The following is a 17401-nucleotide window of genomic DNA, read 5'->3' as shown; positions in this document are numbered from 1 at the left end:
AATTACTGGTATAAGCGCATGATGTTCGGATAACCTAGTATCTGACGCAATCTTTGGATACCTTCTTCCAGGTGGGTTCGTGAGCGCACGACCACATTTAAGGTGGTGGTGCCGACTTTACTGTTCTTATCTTTAACATCGGCTTTGACAGAAGTATTCTCAACGCCGATGTTAAGTGCGCGCAGCTCGTAGATCGCCTGACTGATCTGTTCTTCGTTGAGCATCGCGAACACTCGTAAAGTCGCTGAGAAATGCAGCTGGTGCGCATTATGATCGATCTTCACGCCATCTTTCCAGTGAACTTGGATGATCTGGTAGGGGTTGTCTGCGCGGATGGCATCTAGCGAGTAGCATTTGTGGCGGTGGATCACCAAGCCTTGACGTGCTGACAGATGTCCTACAATATGGTCGCCATAGATGGGGTTGCAGCATTTGGCAAAGGTGAGCTCCACGCCTTTTACGCCTGCGATCAGGTGCTTGGATTGGGTGATCTCATTGCCATCAGCGATGTCTACTTCTTCGCTAAATAGTCGAGACACCACCAGCTGAGCCAATAGCGAGCCAGTCGCAATCTGCAAAAATATCTCACGCTGATCGGACACGCCACGCCACGCCAAGATATCAGACCATTCGTGTTCGGTGATGTCATCAATCGACTTGTCATAGGCGCTTAGGGCGCGCATTAGGGCTTCTTTGCCTGCGTGTTCTTTTTGATCTTCTGGCAGGTGTTTTAGGAATTTTAGAATTTCGCTACGTGCTTTGTTGGTGGCGACGAAGCCCAGCCAGTCAGCTCTTGGCATGGCGTTCTTGTCTGTGTCAATATGCACCGAGTCACCATCAGCCAGTACCAATCCCAATTTACCATGCTCACCGTTGATGTCTGCACCTGTGGCGATGTTACCGATGGCAGGACCGACCGCATAGGCGAAGTCTAGCGCCGTAGCACCGCGCGGCAGCTCGTAAGCGCGGCCGTGCGGGCTGTAGCAGACGATCTTGCGTTCATGTAGGTAATTGAGTAGCTCGTTAATGATGGCGACAGAGCGCTCCGTGTCTTCTTGGCTGTCTTGGCCGGATTTGCTGTTTGCCAGATCGCGCATGTTGCGAAGACTTGCTTGGATGACCGATTGGCTGATGTCACCTTTGTCGTTACTGATGATGCCAAGACGGGCAGCTTCTTGCATGCGTTTGGTAAGTAGGGTGATTTTGATGTGATTATAATCACGCTCATAGATCAGCGTTAGTGATTGATTGCCGCCCGCTTGAGGTTTGCGGATGTTATCACGAATCCGGTCGTTGCTGATTTCGTATTTTTGCACCAAATAGAATGCCAATTTATCGCACGATTCGATGTCGTCTAGCACCACTTCAAAGTCGTATTGGCGAATGAGTCGGTTAATCTCGCCGCGGTTTTTGAAGAATTGGCGATACATTGAGGTGCGGTTATCCAGTACCTGAACGTGACCGCTTAGGTTTAGATGGCTAAGTAGATTCTGCAGATAGGTACTGATTTCGATTTTTTGAAAGTTGCGCCCAAGCCCGTGCTGTAGTAGCTTATCGGTGAACTTGGTGTACATCTCGGGGTTTAGGTTGCGATAACACAGCAGCTCAATGTAGTCGGCGATGTCGTTCAATCCCATGATGCGCGCGAACGGAATATAAAAATCAAGCGTCTCGCTGGCGGTGCGTTTTTGCTTCTCTTCGCTGACAGCGTCAAGGGTTGACATGTTGTGCAGTCGGTCGGAGAGTTTGATGATTAGGACGCGCGGATCGATGAGTGTTGCGGTTAGAATCTTATGGAGTGTCGCAGCTTGACTTTGCTGCTTATTCATGCTTGATGATTTAAGCTTAGTTATGCCATCTACCAAGCGTGACACCGTCTCGCCAAATTCCTGAGCGAGTATCTCATCCGTCACGTCGGTATCTTCGACCGTATCGTGTAAGATGGCAGCGATGATGGTATTGCGATCTAGGCGAAAGCCTGCCAAGATCTCAGCCACGGCGATCGGGTGGGTGATGTACGGCTCGCCTGATTTACGCTTGTCCTTGATGTGTGCCACGTCACCAAAATGGCAGGCGCGCAGGATGTCTTGGCGTTCCACCTTGTCCAAATAACTCACCGAGTGCATCAAGCTGTCACGTGATTCATCAACCAAGGGATGGCTTAAATGGGCGGGGATGTCATGCGGGCGGTAGTTGGCTAGCATAGGTACTCTTAACTCGTAAATAAAAGGACGCAGACGCGACCATAAAACCAATATAAATATCAAGTATCGACCACATTGTCAATAGCTTGATTTATTGATTTTTATCATTGTGGCATTCAGCTTATTAATGAATGTCCAGTGGATGTGATAAATGATTGATTTATCATTAAAAAAACCGCATTTTGATGATGCGGTTTTTGATTTTTAATTAAATCAATCGTTGTGATTAAAATTAAAAATCAGCAGGAGTCAGCTTGGAAAAATCCATCAGCTCAGGAACTTTGATGACGATTTCTTCTTCTGGCTCATCTAGGATGTCGCGCGTTACGTTGCCGGCGGCGATTTCGCGCAGAGAAAGCACGGTTGGCTTATCGTTATCAACCGCAACAGTAGGCTCAGCGCTACCCTTGGCAAGCTGACGGGCACGTTTGCTTGCCACTAAAATTAGCTCAAAGCGATTATCAACATTATCAAGACAATCTTCAATGGTCACTCGTGCCATGGTTACTCTCTTTTAATTGGATGAATTTGGAAAAATAAGCGCTTATTGTATCAAATCCAATTCAGCTTTTAAAGTATTTTGTCAGGCTTATTTGCCCTTAGCGTCCGCCCAGATGATTTTGTGCAGTTGCAATTGAAAACGCACAGGCAAACCGTCCGCCAATATCCATTCGGCAAGCTCTACCGCCAAATTTGGCACGTCCGATTTACGCTCGTCTATGTTAAACATGGGCGAAAACCACACCACACCGCATTTTTTATCAAGCTCGTATTTTTGTAGCATTTCTTTTGCCCAGTCATAATCGGCACGGTCGGCAATGACGATTTTTAGCTGGTCGTGGGCGGTGAGATAATCCAAATTTTCCCACAAATTTTTGCCATCTTCGCCCGATGACGGGCTTTTTAGATCCATTACCTTTGACACCGCTACTGGCACGTCCTTGACCGACAACGCCCCTGCGGTTTCTAATGAAATCTCATAACCATTTTCTAGTAATAATTTCATCAAGGCAATGGCGTTGGGCTGGGCAAGTGGCTCACCCCCTGTTAGGCAAATGCGTTTGCAAGGGTATTGTTTGATATATTCCAAAATCGTATCAAGCCCCCAACGCTCGCCCCCTGTAAATGAATAAGTCGTGTCGCAATAGACACAGCGGAGCGGACAACCTGTCAGGCGAATAAAAATGGTCGGCAAACCCATCGCTAAGGCTTCACCCTGCAAGGAATAAAAAATCTCCGTCAAACGAAGACCTGAGGACGGGTCGGTGGTGGGGATAAAGGTATTGCGTAAACGGGTGGAATTTGGCATTGATATTAAAATTGGCAAAATTTAATATTATAAGGGATTTTTATGATTAATGCATGAACTCTATAAAAAACCGCCCTTAAAAAAGGACGGCTTTAATTTTTAAATCTTAAAAATTACTCGGTGCGAAGCAAGTCGTTCAGGCTGGTCTTAGCGCGAGTTTGAGCATCTACTTTTTTGACGATGATGGCAGCGTATAGGCTGTATTTTCCGCATGGGCTTGGCAAGTTACCTGGTACGACAACCGAACCTGCTGGCACACGTCCGTAGTGGATTTCACCTGTTTCACGGTCGTAGATTTTGGTGGATTGACCGATATACACGCCCATAGAGATGACTGAGCCTTCTTCAACAATCACGCCTTCCACGATTTCAGAACGAGCACCGATAAAGCAGTTATCTTCAATGATGGTGGGGTTTGCTTGTAGGGGTTCTAGCACGCCACCAATACCGACACCGCCTGATAGGTGGACGTTTTTGCCGATTTGGGCACATGAGCCAACGGTCGCCCAAGTATCCACCATGGTGCCTTCGTCCACATACGCACCGATGTTGGTATAAGACGGCATTAGCACGACATTTTTGCCAACGAATGAGCCTTTACGAGCCACTGCAGGCGGAACGACACGCACGCCAGCGTTTTTGAAATCTTCTTCTGTCCAGCCGTTGAATTTGGTGTCTACTTTGTCATAAAAACCAAGCTCGCCTGTGTTCATGGGTTTGTTGTCATTGATTTTGAATGACAATAGTACGGCTTTTTTGACCCATTGATGAACCACCCATTCGCCGTCAATTTTTTCGGCAACACGAAGTGAGCCATTATCAAGACCTGCAAGCACTTCTTCAACGGCAGAACGCACGTCAGCAGGGCAGTCGGTCGCGCCGAAGTTAGCACGGTTGTCAAAGGCGGTTTCGATGATGTTTTGTAAAGACATAATAATTTCCTAAGTGAAGTAAAAAACACTTTATTCTAGCACAATTTAAACTGATTTTATTGAGGTTTTTGATTGGTTTTATCAATGGCGTGATTTTTTAGCCACGCCAAAACATCCCCATACACCCTATCTTTATCCGTCTCGTGTAGTGGCTCGTGTCTCATGTTGGGATGTAGGTGCGTACAGACGTTTTGTCCTGCGCGGATAAGCTCGCTTTGAAGTTCATCAATGTCTTGCCCCATGCGTCCAACCGGGTCATCTTTGCCACTGACGAGCAAAATGCGAAAATCTTTGGGCGTGTGAGCGTACCATGTGGGCGATGTGGCTTTTTTGATAAGGGCTTGCAAGGCGACAAAGCCATTATTGCTAAATGCAAAACCGCACAAGGGATCAGCTTCAAAGGTTTTGATGCTGTCGGTGTTTTCGGCAAGCCACGCAAAAGGCGATGCCGATATGGGTGAGCGGATTTGCGAGAGCAGATAGTGGTTTAGGAGTGTGGCAAAGCGGGCGTTGGGGCGTTTTGGGTTTATGTAATTCATCGCCCCAAGTGCGGTTAGAGCAAAGCGGTTGATAAGCCCAAAGCTGTTGCCCGTCCCCATAATAATCGTCCCGTCAAAGCTTGTGGCGTGGTGGGTCAGCACCGTCCGCACGATAAATGACCCCATAGAATGCCCCATGATGTAATGAGGCGTGGGGCGGTCGGTCAGCGTGCGTGCCTTGTCTTTTAGTTTATCCGCCATGATAACCACGTCTTTGCACAGGGCTTGGACAGGGTGTTTTTCGTCAATAAAACCAAGCTCGTATTTGTCCTTAACTGTCTGCCCATGCCCAAGCTGGTCGTAAGTCGCCACCAGCACGCCATTATCCGCCAGAAACTGGGCAAAATCGGCATAACGCCCACTATGCTCGCTCATGCCATGCACGATAAGCAAGGTGGCGGTGATATTGCCTTTGGGGATAAAAAAAGTGTGATGCAGGCGATGAATGCCGTTTGATGAAAGAATGGTTTGGGTCATTTTTGTGTACAGTTGTTAATTTTTATTATTATACAAAATTTTTTACCGATGTGTTGGGTTTTTTGCGCTTGGTGTTGGTGCGGATATGAGCGTGTAAGTGTTTGGTATGGTCTATTGTTTGTGGCATCAATTATAAAAATGAACAACCATGCCTACAATAATTTTTTCAACCACTTCCCAGATATAATCCCGCATCAAGTCTTTATAATACAAAATAATGTCTTTCTTTCTAATAAAATAGGCTTTAAAATTTCGCTATTTTCACGCATTTGTCTTAGTTCTAATGTGCATAATCGCTCTTGGGAAATTCACAATTATTATACCACAACGCACACAATGCTTTGACAACCACCGCCTTTTTGGAATTTGGAAAATTTTTATCATCAATCGCCCTTAAAAGCATTGGCAAATACTTCATTTCGGCAAGGTCTAAATCTTCATAAAATCCTTCTGAAAATTGATAATCAGGATTATTTGCCCAAATATTAAAAAGCTTATCAGTAATTTCAAAATTGGATTTTGACACACTTTCTATTTTACCACCACAAATCGCACAAGGCGTATCCCAAAGTTTATTTTTGTCAAACAAATCAAATGCCACTTCCAATAAGGTAAGAGAGATGTTGCTTTTGTGATTTTTTGCACAATGGGTTGTTACGGTATAGATTTTGTTATTTTGCATGGTTGATTGGTTTTTTATCATTTAATATTGGCGAATGTGGGATTGTGATACGCTCTTAAAAAACCCAATGCCAAACGAACCGCTTTTATTTCTTAATTGTAAAATAAAAACCGACATAACTTATTATATCGGTTTTTTTATTATTTAAAACAAAAGTGTATTTTTGCTTTAATTTTCTGGGAGCGCCTTTTGTTTGTCAATCAGGATTTAAGAAATTCTCCCGATAAAGCATTCAAACAAATGGTGTGATGTTTTTAAATTTAATGTCGGCATTTGTGATTTCAATGCTAGACCAGAGCAATCACTGCCTGCCCCCATTCTACCTTATCGCCTTCATTGAGCAAAAATGATTCAATGACGCCTGCCTTGTCCGCCACAATCGGCGTCAAAACCCCAAGTGCCAACACACCTGCCACAGTATCGCCCACATTGACGGTGTCGCCTGCTTTTAGGGTAATGCCATCAAGACACAAAACACCCACCGCCTTTGAGACGATGGTGTTTTGATTGATTGCTGGGCTTGGGATTTCGTGACTTGGCGTAGTCGGCATAGCCATAGCACAAGGTGCTTGTGGGGTGGTCAGATGATTGACCGCCTTGAGTTTGCTTGTGCCATGACTGATTTCAACTTCTGCCAGCGTGCTTTGTGAGACAAGCGTAACAAAGCGTTGTACATCATCAAAAGAAATGGAATTCATCATTATCCTGCCAAATATTTAAAAATGGTAATCACACTTAGGATTGACATGGCAACCGCCACAATCCAACCAAAGACAGCCATCCAAACAGGGTGCTTATAATCGCCAATGATGTTTTTCTTGTAAGCGGCAAGCAAAATCACCACCAAAGCAATCGGCAAGACCAAACCGTTTAGCGTGCCAACCAAAACAAGCACTTGGGCGGGTCTGCCAATCGTAGCAAAGATTAGCGTTGAGGCAGCAATAAAGCCAATGATAAAATAACGGCTATGTTTGGCAATGCCTGCATGGAAATTGGTCAAAAACGACACCGAAGTATAAGCACAGCCAATCACCGAAGTGATGGACGCTGCCCAAATTACCACGCCAAAAATCACACGACCTGTGTCGCCAAGTCCGTGAACAAACGGTGTCAAGGCAGGATTATCTATCATCATGGCAACGCCTGAACTCACCACACCAAGACACGCCAAAAATAAAAACACACGAATCACGGACGCTGCCAAGATGCCATTGATGGAGCTTTTTGAGACGGCAGAAAGATTTTCTTTGCCTGTAATGCCTGCATCAAGCAGACGATGCGCCCCAGAAAAGGTAATATAGCCGCCAACCGTACCACCGACCAAAGTTACAATCGCCATCGCATCAATTTTTTCAGGAGCAACCGTACGAACAACCGCCTCGCCAAAAGGTGGATTGGTATTAAAAACCACATAAATAATCAGGGCAATCAACACAAAGCCCATCAATTGAGCAAATTTGTCCACCAAAGAGCCTACCTCTTTGCTCAAAAAGATTCCCACCGCAATCACGCCAGAGACCAACGCTCCGATAACAGGATCGATGCCAAAGACCGACTGCACACCAAGACCTGCACCGCCAATGTTGCCGATATTAAAAGCAAGTCCGCCCATAATAATCAGTCCTGCCAAAACATAGCCCATGCCAGGTAGGACAAGGTTGGCAATTTCTTGAGCTTTCATTTTTGAAATGGCAATCACTCGCCAAACATTGAGCTGTACGCCAATATCCATCAAAATAGAGACCAAAATCACAAAGCCGAAACTTGCCCCCAGTTTTTCGGTAAAGGTGGCGGTTTGGGTCAAAAATCCAGGTCCGACCGCAGAAGTCGCCATCAAAAAGGCAGCGCCTAAGATGGCGGATTTTTGGGTAGTGTTTTTCATAAAATTTCCTTATAACCTAAATTAAAAGAGATGACCGATGAAGTATCGGCGTTGATTTTTTTTGATAAATCAATTATTTGTCATAAACGATGTAATGGCAATGCCTTGTTGTTGCAAGGATGCTTTGATTTTTTGGGCAAATACCAAGGCGTGCTTGCCATCACCATGCAAACAAATGCTGTCCACTTGTAAGTCAATCACATTGCCATCAACAGCCACCACTTGCCCATCTTTTACCATACGGACAACTTGGGCAATCGCCTCATTATCGTCTTCAATCAGGGCGTTTGGCAGGGTGCGAGACACCAAAGTGCCATCGCTGTTGTAGCGTCTGTCGGCAAAGGCCTCACAAATCACTTTTAGCCCAAGGGCTTTGCCTGCCTCGACAAGCTCACCACCAGACAGCCCCATCAATGCCAGCTTGGGGTCAAAATCATAAACCGCTTGGGCGATGGCATGGGCAAGGGTCGCATCGGTGCTGGCTTGATTGTACAAAGCCCCGTGTGGTTTGACATAGCTTGGTTTTAGTCCCAAAGTTTGGCAAACGGACACAACCGCCCCCATTTGATAAGCCATCAATGCTTGTATTTCGCTTGTTGGCAAATCTTGATTGCTCCGCCCAAAATTGGCACGGTCGTCATAGCTTGGGTGAATGCCAATGCTGACATTGTGGGCTTTGGCATAAGCAAGCGTTTGTATCATTTGACGAACCCTACCTGCGTGCAATCCTGCACAGATGTTTGCCGAGCTGATGATGGACATCAAGGGTTCGTCAAATTCAAAGCCTTCTGCCACATCGGCATTTAAATCAATGTGTGCCATCGTTTTTCCTTTATTGGTTTAAAAATTACTTTAAAAAAGCGTTGCCATCTTTGCTATTTGCGCAAGGTGGGTGGTATAATGAGCTTGTTTTTGTAGGGCAGTTGTGCCATTGACATAGTTAAAGCGAATTTTTTTGCCAAATTGCACCTGTGCCAATTTGCCCAAATCCGCCCCAATTACCGCTCCGATTTTGGGATAACCGCCTGTGGTCTGAGCGTCCGCCATCAACACGATTGGCTTGCCATCGGGGGGAACTTGTATCATGCCAAAATCCACGCCGTGCGAATTCATTTCAATGGCATCAAATTGCAAGGGCGTGCCGTCCAAGCGATAGCCCATACGGTTGCTGTTTGGCGACAAGGTAAATTCCTGTTCACAAAATGTGTCTATCGTCTGTACAATGCGGTCATATTCGCTGCTTTTGATGACATCAATCACAGTCACAGGCTCAAAGCGGTACAAATTTGCCACGCCCATCGCACTCATTGGAATGCCTGCTTGATAAGGCAGTTCATCGCCTGCCATCACACAGCGTCCAAGCCCGCCAAGTCCTGTTTTGGTGTCGGTGCTGGCAGAGCCAAGCTCTTTGGCAAAATCAAAGCCATCTTGTACGCACAAATAGCTGTGCATACCTTTTGTTTGGCGTTTTAGGGTAAGGGTTTGTCCAGCTTGGGCAAAATACCGATAGCCTGTGATGATGGGTGTTTCGTCAAGGTTGCCATCAACAACCGCCCCTGTCAGACAAAAAGCGGTGTCCTTGCCAAAAGTGGCGGTCAGTCCGCCAAGGCTAATTTCAAGGGCAGGCGTGTTGTCATCATTACCAAGCAGAGCATTGCCAAGCCGAAACGACAAAGGGTCAATTGCGCCACAACGCCCAATGCCAAGCCCCAAATAGCCTTCACGCCCCAAGTCTTGAATACTGGCAATGGCGGATAAGTGAGTGATTTTTAACATAATTGCTCCTTATTATCTTTATGCCAAAATTTCCGTTGCTACAAAGCGTAAGGTATCGCCTGCTTGGAGTAGTGTTGGTGGGTTTTGGCTTTTATCAAATAAAGACAAAGTGGTACGCCCTAAAAGTTGCCAACCCCCTGGGGATTCAAACGGATAAATGCCTGTTTGCCCGCCGCCGATACCGACCGAGCCTTGGGGAACTTTGGTGCGGGGCTTGGCGTGGCGGGGCAGGTGCAAGGCTTTAGGTAAGCCACCAAGATAGGGAAATCCTGCCTGAAAGCCAATAAAATACACCGTATAAAGTGGGGCGGTGTGCTGTTTGACCAGTTCGTCCACGCTTATGCCAAGCGTTTTGGCACTGGCGACTAAATCCACGCCACGCTCTCCCCCATAAATCACAGGAATGTCAATGTGCTTGCCTTGAATGCCTTGCAAATTATCCAAATTTTGGGCAAAGTCGTGTGTTAGTTCATTGAGCAATCTTTCGCACACCGCTAATTGGCTAGGGTCTTGGTACAACGCCTGTTTATCCAAATACACCGTTAAGGCATTCATACCAACCACCACTTCACGCACGCCAAGCGTATTGTCGGCTCTTAGGTGATTTGCTAACGCCCAGCACAGTTTTTGTTTATCAAGGCTAATTTCCCCACCTAAAAATAGCACAAGTGTACTTTCTGATGAGCATTGCCAAGTGGTATTAATGTCCATCTTGCCCCCTAGTGTTTGTGATTGGGCTGATTGTTGTGATAATTGTCAAGCCAATGGGTCAAATAATGAATGCTGACCCTGCCTTGACAAAAAGATTCATTATCAAACATGGCTTGATGTAGGGCTTTGTTGGTTTCTACGCCTTGAATGTCAAGCTCTGTCAGGGCGGATTTCATTTTGGCAATGGCAAGCTCACGGGTGGGGGCATGAATGCATAATTTGCCAATCAAGCTGTCATAATAGGCAGGAATTTGATAGCCTGTATACAGATGGCTGTCCATCCGTGTGCCATAGCCTGCAGGCAGATGACAATAGCTCACCGTCCCTGACGATGGCATCAGGCTAAAAGGGTGTTCGGCATTGATACGGCATTCAAAGGCGTGCCCTGTCAAGCGAATGTCGTCTTGGCTAAATTGCAAAGGATCACCTTCGGCAACTCGGATTTGTTCGGCAATCAAATTCACGCCCGTTACAAGCTCGGTAACGGGGTGTTCTACTTGAATGCGGGTGTTCATTTCAATAAAGAAAAATTCGCCATTTTCATACAAAAATTCAAAAGTCCCGACCCCACGATAGCCCATATCCAAGCAAGCCTTGATACAGGCTTGTCCGATTTTGTCTCGTTCATCTTGGCTGATAAAGGGGGCGGGGGCTTCTTCGATGATTTTTTGATGACGGCGTTGCATAGAACAATCTCGCTCGCCCAAATGAATGGCATTGCCATGCGTATCAGCAATCACTTGAATCTCAATATGACGAGGATTTTTTAGATAGCGTTCCATATAGACCACAGGGTTACCAAAGGCGCTCATCGCTTCTTTTTTGGTCATAGCGACCGCTCCTAGCAGCTCGTCCATACTCTCAACCACACGCATACCCCGTCCGCCACCACCCCCTGAGGCTTTGATGATGACAGGTAAGCCAACTTGTTTGGCGATGTTGATGACTGCTTCATCGTCATCAGGCAGCGCCCCATCAGAGCCTGGAACGCAAGGCACGCCTGAGGCAAGCATGGTTTGCTTGGCGGTAACTTTATCGCCCATCATACGAATGTTTTGGGCGGTAGGACCGATAAAAACAAAGCCTTGCTCGGTAACAAATTCAGCAAAATCGGCATTTTCGCTCAAAAACCCATAACCAGGGTGAATGGCGTCCGCGCCCGTCAATTCTGCTGCTGCCAAGATGGATCGCTGATTCAGATAGCTGTCTTTGGGCAAATGACTGCCAATACAAACCGTCTCATCGGCAAGGCGAGCAGGCAGGCTGTCCTTATCGGCGGTAGAATGCACCAACACCGAACCAATGCCAAGCTCACGACACGCCCGAATGATTCGCAGGGCGATTTCACCACGGTTGGCGATGAGAATTTTGTTAAATTTTTTGCTCATGTTCTTATCCTATTCAATCACAAACAAAGGCGAGTCGTATTCCACCATTTGACCTTCGTCCACCAAAATTTCACGCACCACCCCTGCCTTGCCTGTCTTGACTTCGTGCATGATTTTCATGGCTTCCACAATACACAAGGTATCGCCTGCTTTGACGGCATCGCCAATTTCAACAAAATTGGGGTTATCAGGAGCGGATTTACGATAAAAAGTGCCAAGCATAGGTGAGGTGATGGTGTGAAAATTGGTGGGTGCGGTGGGTGGCGTAGTTGAGCTGATTTGGTTTTGGGGTGCGTCTGACAGGTCTTGGAGCGACGTTTGGGCTAAGGCGTGAGGCGCAGCCTGAGATAACACTTGGGGCAAAGGTTGGCTTGGGTTGGTCAAAATAACCGTCTGCGTGCCATCTTGAATGTGAAGTGAGTGAATCTTGGCGGTTTCGGTCAACTGAATGAGGCGAGCCAGTGTATCAAAATCAATGTTCATAACGATATCCCTAAAATTTAAGTTATGGGCGGGGTGTGATTATATAGTAAATGATTGGAGATTGTCTATGACACTTGATGGTCTTTGTGGCGTGATGTGCTGGATTAAAAAAGTCCAGGTTGCAATACCGCTTCAACCACTTTCTAAATACAATCCTGCATTAAATAGTCATCATGCAGAATAATTTCTTTTCTTGCTAATAAGGCAGGTGTTGTTTTGTGATTGCTTGCACCATGGGCTATGGCGGCTGGTTTTTTTATTTTTTTACGGCTGATTTGTTTTTATAATTTCACATTGGCAAATGTAGAGCTGTGTTGCATTCTTAAAAGTTTGGTGCCAAAAAAATACGGCTTTTATCCCTTATTTTAAAGTAAAAAACAGCAGGGTCTTTGACATTGCCTTTGTTGTATCAAAAAATAAAACGACATTTTTAATAATAAAAACAGGGGCGAATATTTGCCCCTGATTTGTTGTGATTTGCTTAAAAGCACCCGGTTTTCTCGCCTTTTTCGGCTTTTGCCAATTTCTCTTCGGCAAGTGCTTTGGCTGAACGCACAGGCGGTGGGCAAGGCTCGCCATAATATTGGCGGTCAGCAAAATAACTTGAACGCACCATTGGGTTCGCCCAAATGTTAAAAAAGCCTAACTTTTTGCCATATTCGGTATATCTAGCAAATTCATCAGGGTGTACATATCTATCCACAGGGGCGTGGTTTTTACTTGGGGCTAGGTATTGCCCGATTGTGATGATGTCCACGTCATGAGCTTTTAGGTCGTCAAGCAGGGCATAGACTTCTTCTTCAGTCTCGCCAAGCCCCACCATAAATCCGCATTTGGTGGCAACATCGGGACGGCGTGCCTTGTATTCTTTTAGTAGGTTTAGTGAGTGCTGATAGTCCGAGCCGGGGCGAAATGCCTTGTATAGGCGTGGCACGGTCTCGATGTTGTGGTTAAAGACATCGGGGGCAGTCTCGGCAAGTAGGTCAATGGCGATTTTTTCACGTCCACGAAAATCAGGCACGAGAATTTCAATCAAGCAGTTGGGGCTTAGGGCTTTGGATTCTTGGATAACTTCCACAAAATGCCCTGCACCACCGTCTTTTAGGTCGTCTCTATCCACGCTTGTGATGACGGCATATTTTAGCCCAAGTCCCAGTATCGTCTCGGCGGTGTGGCGTGGCTCGTCCACATCAAGGGGGTTGGGTCTGCCATGAGCGACTTCACAAAACGGGCAACGACGTGTACAGATGTCGCCCATAATCATAAAGGTCGCTGTCCCGTCGCCAAAGCATTGCGGTAGGTTTGGGCAGGCGGCTTCTTCGCAGACGGTGTAGAGCTTTTGTTTGCGTAGCGTGCCTTTGATACGCTCCACTTCGGCAGGACTGGATAATTTGACACGAATCCAGTCGGGCTTTTTGGGGGCTTCAACGGTGGGAATGACCTTAATGGGAATGCGAGCGACTTTGTCATAGCCACGCAGTTTCTCGCCCTGAATGGCTTTTTTGGGGGCGGGGCGGGCTTCTGGGGTGAAGGTTTGGACAGTCATATGAGTTCCAATTTTTTAATTTTCAATAATCAATATGATGATGAATGAGGTGTGAATGGTTAATGCTGCTTATTATACGCTTTATGGGGATAAAATACAAAAAAGAAGTCGGGTTTTGGATTTGTGCTGGTTGTTGGTGAGTTGGAGATGATGGAAATGAAAATTATTCCTTAATAATTTCTTAATTTTTTTTGTAAATTTGAAAAATTTTGTATTGACAAGTTTCTATAAGCTTACTACTATATCAAAACATTTGTTTATCTTTAAGTGTTTTTACTGAACAAGTAGTTGTGTTTTACTATGCAGTAATTTTAAGTCACAGCAGTGAATAAATGATAAATGTGTTTGTCATCATTTTTAGAAGGATTTTTTATGAAATTTTTAGCAAAGTCACTGGTCATCAGCTCTACCATTTTGCTGGCTGCGTGCGGCAATGACAAGCCTGTCGCCAATCAAGCAGCCAGTGCCGATGGTGCCGCGGTAGCGGCTACTGAACCTAAGAGACCTGAATGTATCGCACCTGCCAAGCCAGGTGGTGGTTTTGACTTGACTTGTAAGCTTATTCAGTCTGGTCTGCAAGATACCGAGTTGCTCACCAAGCCCATGCGTGTGACTTACATGCCAGGTGGCGTGGGTGCGGTGGCGTATAACAAAATCGTCGCCAACGACCGTGCCAATGGCGATGCGATTGTTGCTTTTTCAACGGGCTCTTTGCTCAATCTGTCACAAGGTAAATTTGGACAGTTTACCGAAAAAGATGTCAAGTGGCTGGCTGCTGTTGGTGCGGATTACGGTGCAGTCTCGGTAAGTGCCAATTCGCCTTACCAAAACTTAGGCGATCTGGTCAATGCGCTAAAAGCTGACCCGAAAAAGGTAAGTTTTGGTGCTGGTGGTAGCGTCGGCGGTCAAGACTGGCTGCAAACCGCACTTTTGGCAAAAGCAGCAGGTGTCAATCCAAGCGATATGTCATATGTGGCAATGGAAGGTGGTGGTGAGGCGGTAACCGCAGCACTGGGTAACCACATTCAAGTGGTCAGCTCAGGTCTGGCTGAGGTCATGCCACAGGTAGCGGCAGGCAAGCTACGTGTGCTTGCGGTATTTGCCCCAGAGCGTCTAGAAGGCAATGCCAAAGACATTCCAACCGCCAAAGAGCAAGGCTATGACATTGAATGGCCTGTCATTCGTGGTTATTACATGGGTCCAGATGTGTCAGCAGAAAGCTATGCATGGTGGAAACAAAATATCGATACGATGCTTGCTGATCCGAAGTTTGCTGAGCTTCGCACCAATCGTGAGCTGTTCCCATTTGCCATGACGGGTGATGAGCTGACCGAGTATGTTCATAAAGAGACTGAAAGACTTCGTCAGCTTTCTGCTGAAATGAATTTGATTGAGAATGTTGCTAAATAAGTTTTGATGGTGGTGTTTTGTGAGGCTGATGGGGTTCATCAGCCTTCGTTTTACACTCATTGGAGTATTTATGAATACTAAAGTAGAGCGGGTATTCTCAGCGATATTGCTTGGTGTGTCCATCATGATGATGGTGATGGCGTGGGGCTATACCGCTCCCATTGCTTACGACCCCATCGGTCCTCGACCTTATCCGATGTTGTTATTGATTTTGATGGCGATTGGTACGGCGACACTGGCGTTCCGTCCCGCCAAATTCATGGATTTGATTGACTATGGCTGGAGCAAGCCTGTTGTCAAAAACCTTGTTCTTTGTGGTCTTGCGCTATTGTTGTACGGCATTTTATTTGAGATTTTGGGCTATGTGATTAGCACCAGCTTAATGGCATTTGCGGTGGGGTTGTTGTTTGATGGTAAAAAAATACCGACAGCAATCGCTTCTGTGATTATGGCGATTTTGACTTACCTGCTGTTTGAAAAGGCATTGGATGTTACTTTACCATCTGGATTATTGTCAGTCATTGGCTTGTAGGGGTATGAATGGAAACTTTTGAATTTTTGATGCATGGCTTTGCCATTGCCATGACCCCAAAGAACCTCATGATTGCGTTGATTGGGGCGTTTGTTGGGACAATCGTTGGTATGCTGCCAGGTCTTGGACCGATTAACGGCGTGGCAATTTTGTTACCAATTGCCTATGCGTTTGGTTTGCCGCCTGAATCTGCCTTGATTTTGTTAGCGGCAGTATATTTGGGCTGTGAGTACGGTGGGCGAATTTCAGCAATTTTAATCAATGTGCCGGGTGATGCGGCAGCCATCATGTCAACGCTTGATGGCTATCCGTTAGCCAAGCAGGGCAAGGCGGGCATTGCCTTGTCGTTGTCAGCATTCAGCTCGTTCATTGGTTCTATTTTGGCGACCATTGGGGTTGTGTTGTTTGCACCGTTACTGGCAAAATGGGCGATTTCATTTGGTCCTGCCGAGTACTTTGCCCTCATGGTATTTGCTTTGACTTGTCTGAGTGGCTTGGTGGGTGATGCACCAATCAAGACTGCGGTTGCTGCGCTAATTGGTTTGACTTTGGCGACGGTGGGCGTGGATGCGGTTACAGGCGTGTATCGTTTTACTTTTGATTCGGTCAGCCTATCCGATGGCATCGCTTTCACCACGATTGTGATTGGCTTTTTTAGCGTGAGTGAGATTTTAATCATGCTGGAGCAGACCAGTATTGGTCAAAAAGCATTAGAGCAAGGCAAAAGAAGTTTGGTGAGTTTTAAAGAGTTCATGTCTGCTTTTGGTACCATCATCCGAAGTGGTCTGACGGGCTTTGTGGTGGGTATTTTGCCGGGTGCTGGTGCTACCATCGCTTCTGCCATGACTTATTCTAATGAACGCAAAATTGCAGGTAAAACAGGTAAATTTGGTGAGGGTGATCTGCGTGGTATCGCAGCACCTGAGGCTGCAAATAACGCCTCAGCTTGTGGTTCATTCATTCCGATGCTTACTCTTGGTGTGCCTGGTTCGGGTACGACTGCGGTCATGATGGGTGCATTGACTTTATATAACATCACGCCAGGTCCTCAGCTGTTTGCCGAGCAGCCTGACATTGTATGGGGTTTGATTGCCAGTTTGTTCGTGGGTAATGTGATTTTGCTTGCACTAAACATTCCGTTGGTAGGTTTTTTTGCAAAAATGCTTAACACACCAAACTACATCTTGATTCCGGCCATCGCTGCGGCAAGTTTTGTTGGTGTGTACTCTATCCACAGCACCACTTTTGATTTGATCTTGATGGTGGGATTGGGTTTCTTTGGTTACTTTTTGCGTAAGCTGCATTTTCCATTGTCAGCGCTGATCTTGGGTTATGTGCTTGGTCACCTAATGGAGTCCAACTTGCGCCGTGCTCTGTCCATCTCGGGCGGTGAGCTTGGTATCTTGTGGGGCAGTCCGATTACCATTGTTCTTTGGTTGTTGGCGATCTTTATGGTACTATTGCCGATTTATCGTGCAATCAAATCCAGAAGAAATCAAGTTGCTTAATCCAAAAGCTGCAATCAGCATA

General features: G+C 46.2%; 17 protein-coding genes. 3 read left to right on the top strand and 14 right to left on the bottom strand.

Going from position 1 to position 17401, the window contains the following annotated elements:
- Positions 1–2 precede the first annotated feature (2 nt).
- The 14 genes from DYD54_RS07960 to lipA all read right to left on the bottom strand — a co-directional run bounded on the left by DYD54_RS07960 (position 3) and on the right by lipA (position 13929).
- Positions 3–2204, bottom strand: coding sequence for a RelA/SpoT family protein (locus tag DYD54_RS07960; RefSeq protein WP_115265748.1), 2202 nt, complete (start codon positions 2202–2204; stop codon positions 3–5).
- Positions 2205–2436: 232 nt separating this feature from the next.
- Positions 2437–2706: a DNA-directed RNA polymerase subunit omega gene (gene rpoZ / locus DYD54_RS07955; RefSeq protein WP_036361719.1), complete on the bottom strand. Its 270-nt coding sequence runs from the start codon at positions 2704–2706 to the stop codon at positions 2437–2439.
- 87 nt (positions 2707–2793) lie between these two features.
- The gene (gene queE, locus DYD54_RS07950; protein ID WP_063514465.1) at positions 2794–3513 is read right to left on the bottom strand and encodes a 7-carboxy-7-deazaguanine synthase QueE; all 720 of its coding nucleotides are present in this window, start codon (positions 3511–3513) and stop codon (positions 2794–2796) included.
- A 113-nt stretch (positions 3514–3626) separates the two neighbouring features.
- Positions 3627–4445 (bottom strand): 2,3,4,5-tetrahydropyridine-2,6-dicarboxylate N-succinyltransferase, encoded by an 819-nt coding sequence (gene dapD / locus DYD54_RS07945; protein WP_063514464.1) that lies wholly within the window; start codon positions 4443–4445, stop codon positions 3627–3629.
- A 56-nt stretch (positions 4446–4501) separates the two neighbouring features.
- Positions 4502–5461, bottom strand: a complete 960-nt coding sequence (locus DYD54_RS07940) for an alpha/beta fold hydrolase (RefSeq protein ID WP_063514463.1) — start codon at positions 5459–5461, stop codon at positions 4502–4504.
- Positions 5462–5741: 280 nt separating this feature from the next.
- Complete coding sequence (locus tag DYD54_RS07935; protein WP_147285086.1) at positions 5742–6143, bottom strand: hypothetical protein; 402 nt, start codon at positions 6141–6143, stop codon at positions 5742–5744.
- Positions 6144–6430: 287 nt separating this feature from the next.
- Positions 6431–6841 carry an acetyl-CoA carboxylase biotin carboxyl carrier protein gene (locus tag DYD54_RS07930; RefSeq protein WP_172459597.1) on the bottom strand — a complete coding sequence of 137 codons (411 nt, stop codon included), beginning with the start codon at positions 6839–6841 and terminating at the stop codon, positions 6431–6433.
- 2 nt (positions 6842–6843) lie between these two features.
- Entirely contained in the window at positions 6844–8025 is a 1182-nt protein-coding gene (locus tag DYD54_RS07925) for an NRAMP family divalent metal transporter (protein ID WP_063514460.1), read from the bottom strand.
- Positions 8026–8094: 69 nt separating this feature from the next.
- Entirely contained in the window at positions 8095–8847 is a 753-nt protein-coding gene (gene pxpA / locus DYD54_RS07920; RefSeq protein ID WP_063514459.1) for a 5-oxoprolinase subunit PxpA, read from the bottom strand.
- A 30-nt stretch (positions 8848–8877) separates the two neighbouring features.
- On the bottom strand, positions 8878–9801 hold the full coding sequence (locus DYD54_RS07915) for a 5-oxoprolinase subunit C family protein (RefSeq protein ID WP_063514458.1): 924 nt from the start codon (positions 9799–9801) through the stop codon (positions 8878–8880).
- 18 nt (positions 9802–9819) lie between these two features.
- Entirely contained in the window at positions 9820–10512 is a 693-nt protein-coding gene (pxpB, locus tag DYD54_RS07910; RefSeq protein ID WP_063514457.1) for a 5-oxoprolinase subunit PxpB, read from the bottom strand.
- Positions 10513–10520: 8 nt separating this feature from the next.
- The gene (gene accC / locus DYD54_RS07905; RefSeq protein WP_063514456.1) at positions 10521–11900 is read right to left on the bottom strand and encodes an acetyl-CoA carboxylase biotin carboxylase subunit; all 1380 of its coding nucleotides are present in this window, start codon (positions 11898–11900) and stop codon (positions 10521–10523) included.
- A 9-nt stretch (positions 11901–11909) separates the two neighbouring features.
- Entirely contained in the window at positions 11910–12383 is a 474-nt protein-coding gene (accB, locus tag DYD54_RS07900; RefSeq protein ID WP_084260671.1) for an acetyl-CoA carboxylase biotin carboxyl carrier protein, read from the bottom strand.
- Positions 12384–12864: 481 nt separating this feature from the next.
- On the bottom strand, positions 12865–13929 hold the full coding sequence (gene lipA / locus DYD54_RS07895; protein ID WP_063514455.1) for a lipoyl synthase: 1065 nt from the start codon (positions 13927–13929) through the stop codon (positions 12865–12867).
- Between the two features lie 372 nt (positions 13930–14301).
- Between lipA and DYD54_RS07890 the strand changes: the two genes are divergently transcribed.
- The 3 genes from DYD54_RS07890 to DYD54_RS07880 all read left to right on the top strand — a co-directional run bounded on the left by DYD54_RS07890 (position 14302) and on the right by DYD54_RS07880 (position 17379).
- Positions 14302–15339 carry a tripartite tricarboxylate transporter substrate binding protein gene (locus DYD54_RS07890; RefSeq protein WP_063514454.1) on the top strand — a complete coding sequence of 346 codons (1038 nt, stop codon included), beginning with the start codon at positions 14302–14304 and terminating at the stop codon, positions 15337–15339.
- A gap of 70 nt (positions 15340–15409) precedes the next feature.
- A complete protein-coding gene (locus tag DYD54_RS07885; RefSeq protein ID WP_063514453.1) occupies positions 15410–15871 on the top strand; it encodes a tripartite tricarboxylate transporter TctB family protein in 462 nt (153 codons plus the stop codon).
- 8 nt (positions 15872–15879) lie between these two features.
- A complete protein-coding gene (locus DYD54_RS07880) occupies positions 15880–17379 on the top strand; it encodes a tripartite tricarboxylate transporter permease (protein ID WP_063514452.1) in 1500 nt (499 codons plus the stop codon).
- Positions 17380–17401 lie beyond the last annotated feature (22 nt).

Source organism: Moraxella ovis, from assembly GCF_900453105.1.
GTDB lineage: Bacteria > Pseudomonadota > Gammaproteobacteria > Pseudomonadales > Moraxellaceae > Moraxella > Moraxella ovis.
Note: the sequence above shows the minus strand (reverse complement) of the source record. Positions and strands in the feature narration are given on the sequence as shown.

What these genes read in the sequence shown, in the direction of transcription:
- DYD54_RS07960 (WP_115265748.1), bottom strand. Translation starts at nt 2,204, where the DNA reads ATGCTAGCCAACTACCGCCCGCATGACATCCCCGCCCATTTAAGCCAT.
- rpoZ (WP_036361719.1), bottom strand. Translation starts at nt 2,706, where the DNA reads ATGGCACGAGTGACCATTGAAGATTGTCTTGATAATGTTGATAATCGC.
- queE (WP_063514465.1), bottom strand. Translation starts at nt 3,513, where the DNA reads ATGCCAAATTCCACCCGTTTACGCAATACCTTTATCCCCACCACCGAC.
- dapD (WP_063514464.1), bottom strand. Translation starts at nt 4,445, where the DNA reads ATGTCTTTACAAAACATCATCGAAACCGCCTTTGACAACCGTGCTAAC.
- DYD54_RS07940 (WP_063514463.1), bottom strand. Translation starts at nt 5,461, where the DNA reads ATGACCCAAACCATTCTTTCATCAAACGGCATTCATCGCCTGCATCAC.
- DYD54_RS07935 (WP_147285086.1), bottom strand. Translation starts at nt 6,143, where the DNA reads ATGCAAAATAACAAAATCTATACCGTAACAACCCATTGTGCAAAAAAT.
- DYD54_RS07930 (WP_172459597.1), bottom strand. Translation starts at nt 6,841, where the DNA reads ATGAATTCCATTTCTTTTGATGATGTACAACGCTTTGTTACGCTTGTC.
- DYD54_RS07925 (WP_063514460.1), bottom strand. Translation starts at nt 8,025, where the DNA reads ATGAAAAACACTACCCAAAAATCCGCCATCTTAGGCGCTGCCTTTTTG.
- pxpA (WP_063514459.1), bottom strand. Translation starts at nt 8,847, where the DNA reads ATGGCACACATTGATTTAAATGCCGATGTGGCAGAAGGCTTTGAATTT.
- DYD54_RS07915 (WP_063514458.1), bottom strand. Translation starts at nt 9,801, where the DNA reads ATGTTAAAAATCACTCACTTATCCGCCATTGCCAGTATTCAAGACTTG.
- pxpB (WP_063514457.1), bottom strand. Translation starts at nt 10,512, where the DNA reads ATGGACATTAATACCACTTGGCAATGCTCATCAGAAAGTACACTTGTG.
- accC (WP_063514456.1), bottom strand. Translation starts at nt 11,900, where the DNA reads ATGAGCAAAAAATTTAACAAAATTCTCATCGCCAACCGTGGTGAAATC.
- accB (WP_084260671.1), bottom strand. Translation starts at nt 12,383, where the DNA reads ATGAACATTGATTTTGATACACTGGCTCGCCTCATTCAGTTGACCGAA.
- lipA (WP_063514455.1), bottom strand. Translation starts at nt 13,929, where the DNA reads ATGACTGTCCAAACCTTCACCCCAGAAGCCCGCCCCGCCCCCAAAAAA.
- DYD54_RS07890 (WP_063514454.1), top strand. Translation starts at nt 14,302, where the DNA reads ATGAAATTTTTAGCAAAGTCACTGGTCATCAGCTCTACCATTTTGCTG.
- DYD54_RS07885 (WP_063514453.1), top strand. Translation starts at nt 15,410, where the DNA reads ATGAATACTAAAGTAGAGCGGGTATTCTCAGCGATATTGCTTGGTGTG.
- DYD54_RS07880 (WP_063514452.1), top strand. Translation starts at nt 15,880, where the DNA reads ATGGAAACTTTTGAATTTTTGATGCATGGCTTTGCCATTGCCATGACC.